The 7,126-nt window shown below is 72.1% G+C and carries 6 protein-coding genes; 1 reads left to right on the top strand and 5 read right to left on the bottom strand.

The window, feature by feature from the left end; translation table 11 throughout:
* Positions 1-155 precede the first annotated feature (155 nt).
* The 5 genes from ACIQWG_RS36770 to ACIQWG_RS36750 are packed head-to-tail and all read right to left on the bottom strand — an operon-like array spanning position 156 to position 5,811.
* The gene (locus tag ACIQWG_RS36770; RefSeq protein WP_404104127.1) at positions 156-1,466 is read right to left on the bottom strand and encodes a DUF58 domain-containing protein; all 1,311 of its coding nucleotides are present in this window, start codon (positions 1,464-1,466) and stop codon (positions 156-158) included.
* Positions 1,466-2,455 carry an AAA family ATPase gene (locus tag ACIQWG_RS36765; RefSeq protein ID WP_404104125.1) on the bottom strand — a complete coding sequence of 330 codons (990 nt, stop codon included), beginning with the start codon at positions 2,453-2,455 and terminating at the stop codon, positions 1,466-1,468. Before ACIQWG_RS36765 ends, ACIQWG_RS36770 begins: the two co-directional genes overlap by 1 nt.
* Positions 2,455-3,663: a DUF4350 domain-containing protein gene (locus ACIQWG_RS36760; RefSeq protein ID WP_404104123.1), complete on the bottom strand. Its 1,209-nt coding sequence runs from the start codon at positions 3,661-3,663 to the stop codon at positions 2,455-2,457. Before ACIQWG_RS36760 ends, ACIQWG_RS36765 begins: the two co-directional genes overlap by 1 nt.
* Positions 3,660-4,430, bottom strand: coding sequence for a DUF4129 domain-containing protein (locus ACIQWG_RS36755; protein WP_404104158.1), 771 nt, complete (start codon positions 4,428-4,430; stop codon positions 3,660-3,662). Before ACIQWG_RS36755 ends, ACIQWG_RS36760 begins: the two co-directional genes overlap by 4 nt.
* Before the next feature lie 43 nt (positions 4,431-4,473).
* On the bottom strand, positions 4,474-5,811 hold the full coding sequence (locus ACIQWG_RS36750; RefSeq protein ID WP_404104121.1) for a glycerophosphoryl diester phosphodiesterase membrane domain-containing protein: 1,338 nt from the start codon (positions 5,809-5,811) through the stop codon (positions 4,474-4,476).
* A 140-nt stretch (positions 5,812-5,951) separates the two neighbouring features.
* Here ACIQWG_RS36750 and mtnA point away from each other — a divergent pair, with 140 nt between their 5' ends.
* Positions 5,952-7,109, top strand: a complete 1,158-nt coding sequence (mtnA, locus tag ACIQWG_RS36745; protein WP_404104118.1) for an S-methyl-5-thioribose-1-phosphate isomerase — start codon at positions 5,952-5,954, stop codon at positions 7,107-7,109.
* Positions 7,110-7,126 lie beyond the last annotated feature (17 nt).

Genomic DNA, 7,126 nt, shown 5'->3' with positions numbered 1-7,126 from the left:
CCGATGGTACTGCAGGGGGGACCCTGTGGGAGAGTAGGACACCGCCGAACAAATTTTAGGAAAAGGCCCACGCCATATGGCGTGGGCCTTTTTGCATTTCCGGTTCGTGCGTAATTTGATTTGGGATGGAGGGGAGTCCACTGGACTCCCCTCAGCTATAGGCGCCCGGCCGTCTTGAGAGCCAGATACGCGTCTGCCAGTGCCGGCGCCAATTCATCCGGTGTCGCGTCCACGACCGTAACGCCGCGGCGGCGGAGCTGGTCCGCTGTGCGGTGGCGTTCGCTCTGGGATTGGGCTGCGGCCGCGGCCTCGTAGACCGAGTCTGTGGTGCCGCGTGCGGTCGCCATGTGGGCGATGTGTGAGTCCGCTACTGATGCGACCAGGACTGTGTGGCGCTGGGTCAGTTGAGCGAGGACGGGGAGCAGGCCCTCCTCTATCGGGGCCGCGTCGAGGGTGGTGAGCAGCACGATCAGGGAGTGGCGGGGTGCCGTACGGAGAGCCGTGGCCGTGAGGCCTCGGGCGTCTGTTTCGAGCAGCTCGGGTTCTAGTGTCGCCATCGCGTTGACCAGGGCGGGAAGGACGTCGCCTGCTGAGCGGCCCTGGACGAGGGCGCGGACTCGGCGGTCGTAGGCGAGGAGGTCCACGCGGTCGCCGGCTCGGGAGGCGAGAGTGGCCAGGAGTAGGGCGGCGTCCATGGAGGCGTCGAGGCGCGGGGCGTCGCCGACGCGGCCTGCCGAGGTGCGGCCGGTGTCCAGGACGAGCAGGATGTGGCGGTCGCGTTCGGGGCGCCAGGTGCGTACGGCGACCGTGGACTGTCGGGCCGTAGCGCGCCAGTCGATGGACCGGGTGTCGTCGCCGGGGACGTACTCGCGGAGGCTGTCGAATTCTGTGCCCTCGCCGCGGGTGAGCACGCTGGTGCGGCCGTCGAGTTCGCGCAGGCGGGCCAGTTTTGAAGGCAGGTGCTTGCGGCTTGTGAACGGGGGGAGGACTCGTACCGTCCAGGGGGCCTTGTGGGTGCCCTGGCGGGTGAGGAGGCCCAGGGGGCCGTAGGAGCGGATCGTGACGCGGTCGGCCTGGCGGTCGCCGCGGCGGGTGGGGCGTAGGCGGGTGGTGAGGCGTCGGCGTTCGCCCGCGGGGATCGTCACGCGGTGGCGGGACGCCTCGATCTCCGTGCCGGGTTGCCAGCTGCTCGGTGGCCAGGCGTCGCGGATTTGGGCGCGGAGCGGGCGGCGGGACGGGTTGGTGATCGTGAGTGTGACGTCGGCGGGTTCGCCGAGGCGTGCCGAGGTGTCGCCGGAGCGGGTCAGGCCCAGTCGGCGTACGGGGGCTGCCAGGGCGAAGTCGCAGGCGCAGGCCGCGATCAACGGGGCGTTGACCGCGAGGATGCCTGTCCAGCTGGGGTCCCAGATGCCTACGGGGAGGGAGCCCAGGGCCGCTAGGAGCGCGGCGCGTCCGGTGAGTGCCATCAGCGGGGGACGGGGACGTGGGCGAGGATCGCGTTGATCACGGAGTCCGCGGTGACGCCCTCCATCTCGGCCTCCGGTCGGAGTTGGACACGGTGGCGGAGTGCGGGCAGGGCGAGGGCCTTCACGTCGTCGGGGATGACGTAGTCGCGGCCCGTCAGCCAGGCCCATGCGCGGGCGGCGGCGAGGAGGGCTGTGGCGCCGCGCGGGGAGACGCCCAGGGTCAGGGACGGTGATTCTCGGGTGGCTCGGCAGATGTCGACGACGTAGGCCGTGATCTCCGGGGAGACGGTCGTCTTGGCCACTGCCGCGCGTGCCGCTTCCAGGTCCGCGGGGCCTGCTACGGGGCGTACGCCGGCGGCGCGCAGGTCGCGTGGGTTGAATCCCTCGGCGTGGCGGGTGAGGACGTCGATCTCGTCCTGGCGGGAGGGGAGCGGGATGGTCAGCTTGAGGAGGAAGCGGTCCAGCTGGGCTTCGGGGAGGGGGTATGTGCCCTCGTACTCGACCGGGTTCTGGGTCGCGGCGACCAGGAACGGCTCGGGGAGGGGGCGGGGTGTGCCGTCGACCGTGACCTGGCGTTCCTCCATGGCCTCCAGCAGGGAGGACTGGGTCTTCGGCGGCGTGCGGTTGATCTCGTCGGCGAGGAGGAGGTTGGTGAAGACCGGGCCGGGCTGGAAGGAGAACTCGGCGCTGCGGGTGTCGTAGACGAGGGAGCCCGTCACGTCGCTCGGCATGAGGTCGGGGGTGAACTGGATGCGCTTGGTGTCGAGTTCGAGTGCGGATGCGAGGGCGCGGACGAGCAACGTTTTGGCGACCCCGGGGACTCCTTCTAGTAGGACGTGTCCGCGGCAGAGAAGGGCGACGACGAGGCCGGTCACGGCGGGGTCCTGGCCGACCACGGCTTTGGCGATCTCGGCGCGCAGGGCTTCCAGGGAGGCGCGGGCGGTGCCCGGGTCCCCGGTGGTCCCGGCGTTGTCAGTGGTCGGGTCCATCATGGACGGCGTACCTCTCTTTCGAGGGCGTCGAGTTGGTCGGCGAGGGCGATGAGTGCCGTGTCGTCGCTGGGCGGCGGGCCGAAGAGGAGTGTGTGCAGGGTCTGTCCGTCTCCGTGGTTGTGGAGGTGGGCGGACAGAGCGGGGAGCAGGGCCTCGGGTGCGTGGGCCTGCGTCACGGGGACACCTACGAGGGGGGCGAGGCGCGTGCGGGTGGTGGAGCGAAGAGCGGCGGCCGCGCGGTCGCGGGCGTTCGCCTTGCGGTAGAGGCGGGCGCGGCCTTCGACGGTTTCGGAGGCGCGGATCGCCACGGGGAGTTTTTCGGGCACCAGGGGGCCGAGTCGGCGTGCCCGCCAGAGGGCGGCCAGGGCTGCGGCGAAGAAGAGCTGAAGTGTGCCCCAGAGCCAGCCCGAGGGGAGCAGGTCGAAGAAGCTGCGTTCGTCGTCCTCGTCGGCGGCCGACGCGTCGGAGAGCGAGGGGAGGTACCAGACCAGATGGGGGCGGGAGCCGAGGAGTTGGAGGGCGAGGGAGGCGTTGCCCTGCTCGTCGAGGCGTTCGTTGTAGAGGATGTCAGGCGCGCCGAGGACGACGGTGTCGCCGTTGCCGTCCCCGGAGGCATCCGGGACGCGCAGCAGGGTAGCCAGGCGGTCGCTGGGGTAGCACTCGTCGGCGTCGAGGTGAGTGGTGGTGTAGCGGATGCCGCCCAGGTCGGTGGTGCCGGCGCGTTGGGCTGCGGGCAGGGCGCAGTCGGGGGCGAGTTCCGAGTCGAGGCTGGTGGCGGGGTCCGCGGTGACCCCGGGGGCGAGCCGTTCGACGGACGGGCTGCCGGGAGCGACGAGGACGGTTCGGCCGCCGGAGCCGGCGGTTGCCGAGTGCAGCGAGGACTGTTGAGGGTGCGTCAGCAGGTCGGGGGAGGCCACCAGGAGGGTGGTGTCCGCGGAGGAAGCGGCGCGTGCCTCGTCGAGGGTGGTGACCACGCGCGTGTCCACGCCCCGGTCGGCGAGGAGTTCGGCGACGGCCCGGCTGCCTTCGGGGTCGGCGGAACGCGGGTCGAGGGAGCCGTGCCGGGCGTCGGAGCGGACCGTGGCGATCGCGATGGCCGCTGCCAGCAGGAGCACGACGGCGAGGGCGATGCCTCGCGCGCGGGTCCACACCTGGCGGGCGGTGGGCGAGGCCGAGGTGGGCGGGAGCGTGGCCTCGGTGGTCATTCGGCGGCTCCCGGGCGGGCGTTGTGGGCCGTGCTGGGGGCGCTGTTCGCGAGCTGGGGCTTGGTGTTCTCCAGGTCGCGGTCGAGTTCCTTGAGGCGCTGGTACGCCTGCTGGGTCGCGGTTCGTCCGCCGTATGTGACGTCGTCGAAGTCGCGTGCGGCGGCGCGCAGTCGGTCTCGGTGGGCCGGCAGCGGGTGGCCCGCTTCGGCGGCGGCTTCGTCGGCGGTGCGGCCGGGGCGGACGTCGAGGAGTGCGCGTTCCTCCAGGGAGCGGACGATGGCGCGCATGCGTTCCTGGACGGCCTGGTTCCAGTGGCCCTGGGCGGCGTGCGCCTCGGCGGCGGCCCGGTGTTCGGCGGCGCTGCGGGGGCGGTCGTCGAACAGGGCGGTGGAGGAGGTGGGTTGGCGGCGTGGGGTGCCCAGGCGCCACCACAGGGCGCCGAGGACCGCGACGACGACCAGGATGACGACGATCAGGCCGAGCGGTCCTCCGGGCGTCACGGTCGAGGCACTGTTGAACAGGTCCTCGACCCACTCCCAGAAGGCGTCCAGGGCGCGCTGGAACCAGCTGGGTTCGTTCTCGTGGTACATGCCCTTGGAGAGCTCGCGCCGGGCCGCCTCCTGCGCGGGATTGCGGGGGATCGTCAGAGGTGGCTCGTCGTCGGAGCGCGCGAGCAACGACAGCACGGATGTGTCGGCCGAGCGCGACAGCGCCCTTGCGGACGTGCTGTCGGCGCCAAGCAACGCGCGTACGGCCGTGTCCGGCAGCGCTGACGCGGTAGTGAGAACTCCCCCCGAAAAGCTCACCGGTTCAGCTCCCCGGGGTGCCGGCGCCGTAGTCCTGGACGCCGGCGGCTCGGGCGAGTTCGAGGTCGAGGGCCTCGCGGCGGATGCGCTGGTCGATGTAGAGCAGGACGGTGACGCCGGCCGAGATCGGGAAGGTGATCATGGAGCCGATCACCGAGCCGACACCGCTGACGATGAGGAACGTCCAGCCGAGGTCGGTGCCGCCCTCCAGGATGTTGGTGGTGGCGTCCCCGCTGAGGGCGGCGGCGAGGAAGGTGAAGGGGATGACGACGATCGCCGCGACGATGTTCGCGATGATCGTGGCCAGCAGCTGGATGCCGAAGACGCGCCACCAGGAGCCGCGGACCAGCTTTGCGGAACGGCTGAGCGCCTTCACGATGCCCTGCTTCTCCAGCATCAGCGCGGGGGACGCCAGGGAGAAGCGGAACCACAGCCACAGCGCGACGATGCCCGCGGCGAGCATGCCCAGGACGGTGAGGGCCGCGCCCGCGTCGCCGGAGCCCGAGGCGGCCACGAGGATGCCGGGCAGGGCGCCCACGACGACCAGGCCGACGGTCATGAGCAGCAGCAGGAAGAGCAGGCCGAAGAGCCGCGGCACCTGAGGGCGCGCGTCGCGCCAGGCCTCGCTGGTGGAGACGGACTTGCCGAGCACCGCGCGGCTGGTGACCGTGGTCAGCAGGGCGGTCGCGATGATCGCGCCGATCAGGGAGATCAGCAGGAGCACGCTGGAGCTGAGCATGGCGTCGCCCATGGCGCGGGTCAGCTCGTCGAGCGTGGCGTTCGGGTCGTTGAGGGCCTCGGTGCTGGTGCGGTCGTTCAGGACGAAGCCCTGGACGAGGATGACGAGGATCTCCGTCACGATCGCGACGGTCAGGGAGATGCCGAGGACCGTGCGCCAGTAGGTGCGCATGGTGGAGACCGCGCCGTCGAGGATCTCGCCGACGCCGAGCGGGCGCAGCGGGATCACGCCGGGCTTGGCCGCGGGCGGAGGTCCGCCCCAGCCGCCTCCCCAACCGCCGTATCCGCCTGGGCCGTAGCCCGGGTGGCCGCCGCCGTATCCGCCGTGACCGCCGGGGCCGCCAGGAGGCGGAGCGCCCCAGCCGCCGGGGCCGGGCGGTGGGGGTGGCGGGGTCTGGCCGGGAGCCGGGGACCCCGTGGGCGCGGACCACTGGGCGGGTGGCGGCTGCTCCTTGGACCACTTCGAACCGGGTTGCTGCGGGTCCGGTCCCGGCTGCTGCTCGGGGTCGGGGCGGTCTGCGGGCTCGGCAGGACCGGTCGCGCCGGGTTCCTGTCCGTCGGACGGGGCGGATCCGGGCGAGGCCCAGCCCGGAGTGTCTTTCATCGTCGCTCCTTCACGGTGCCCGTCCGCGGTCGCGGTGGCAGGTTGGCAGCCATCGTGCCATGGGGTGGTCGGATGGGTACCGGCCGCGGTGTGGGCTGCACACCTTCAATTGTCCGCCGAACAAGGGGCAGACTGACCGCATGGCTGATCAGCACGCGCAATCCGGCGAGGACAGCAGGCCGACCGAGATTCCGGCGATCCGATGGGACGAACCACCCGAAGGTCCCGTACTGGTCCTTCTCGATCAGACGAGGCTACCGGCCGAGGAGGTCGAACTGGTCTGTACGGACGCGTCCGCGCTGGTGGAGGCGATCCGTTCGCTCGCCGTGCGCGGGGCGCCGGTGCTCGGGATCGCGGGGGCGTACGGAGTCGCGCTCGCCGCCGCGCGTGGCTTCGACGTGGAGGCCGCCGCGGAGTCGCTGGCGGGCGCCCGGCCCACCGCGGTGAACCTTGCCGTCGGTGTGCGGCGGGCCCAGTCCGCGTACCGGGCCGAACTGGCAGGCAGCGGGGACGTCGAGCGGGCGGCTGCCGCGGCGCTGGGAGCGGCGCGGGCGTTGCACGCGCAGGACGCCGAGGCCAGTGCGCGCATGGCCGAGCGTGGGCTGGCGCTGCTGGACGAGCTGTTGCCCGGCGGAGGGCACCGCATCCTCACGCACTGCAACACCGGGGCGCTGGTCTCGGGCGGCGAGGGCACGGCGTTCGCGGTGGCGCTCGCGGCGCACCGGGTCGGACGGCTGAGGCGGCTGTGGGTGGACGAGACGCGGCCGTTGCTGCAAGGGGCGCGTCTGACGGCGTACGAGGCGGCGCGCAACGGGATGGCGTACACCCTGCTCACGGACAACGCGGCGGGCTCGCTGTTCGCGGCCGGTGAAGTGGACGCGGTGCTGATCGGCGCGGATCGGATCGCGGCCGACGGCTCCGTCGCGAACAAGGTGGGCAGCTATCCCCTCGCTGTGCTCGCGCGCTATCACCATGTGCCGTTCATCGTGGTGGCGCCGCTGACGACGGTGGATCCGGACAGCGTGGACGGGGCGTCCATCGAGGTCGAGCAGCGTCCCGGCTTCGAGGTGACCGAGATCGCGGCGCCCCAGGCGCCGGCGGCGGGTGGCGAGCCGGGAGGAGGGATCCCGGTGGCGCCGCTGGGGACGCAGGCGTACAACCCGGCGTTCGATGTGACGCCGCCTGAGCTGGTGACGGCGATCGTCACCGAGGCAGGGGTCGTGTCGCCGGTGACGGCGGAGGCGCTGGCCGAGCTCGGTGCCGGGTCGCGGGCAGGTGACGTGGACGCTGTGATGTAGGGACCGGAACCAGCCGG

It is taken from the genome of Streptomyces sp. NPDC098781, from assembly GCF_044759995.1.
In the GTDB taxonomy this organism is placed as follows: domain Bacteria; phylum Actinomycetota; class Actinomycetes; order Streptomycetales; family Streptomycetaceae; genus Streptomyces.
The sequence above is the reverse complement of the archived record's forward strand: the minus strand, read 5'-3'. Positions and strand labels throughout refer to the sequence as shown.

Excerpts from the sequence above, each read along its gene's own strand:
- ACIQWG_RS36770 (WP_404104127.1), bottom strand. The coding sequence starts at position 1,466 with ATGGCACTCACCGGACGCGCCGCGCTCCTAGCGGCCCTGGGCTCCCTC.
- ACIQWG_RS36765 (WP_404104125.1), bottom strand. The coding sequence starts at position 2,455 with ATGGACCCGACCACTGACAACGCCGGGACCACCGGGGACCCGGGCACC.
- ACIQWG_RS36760 (WP_404104123.1), bottom strand. The coding sequence starts at position 3,663 with ATGACCACCGAGGCCACGCTCCCGCCCACCTCGGCCTCGCCCACCGCC.
- ACIQWG_RS36750 (WP_404104121.1), bottom strand. The coding sequence starts at position 5,811 with ATGAAAGACACTCCGGGCTGGGCCTCGCCCGGATCCGCCCCGTCCGAC.
- mtnA (WP_404104118.1), top strand. The coding sequence starts at position 5,952 with ATGGCTGATCAGCACGCGCAATCCGGCGAGGACAGCAGGCCGACCGAG.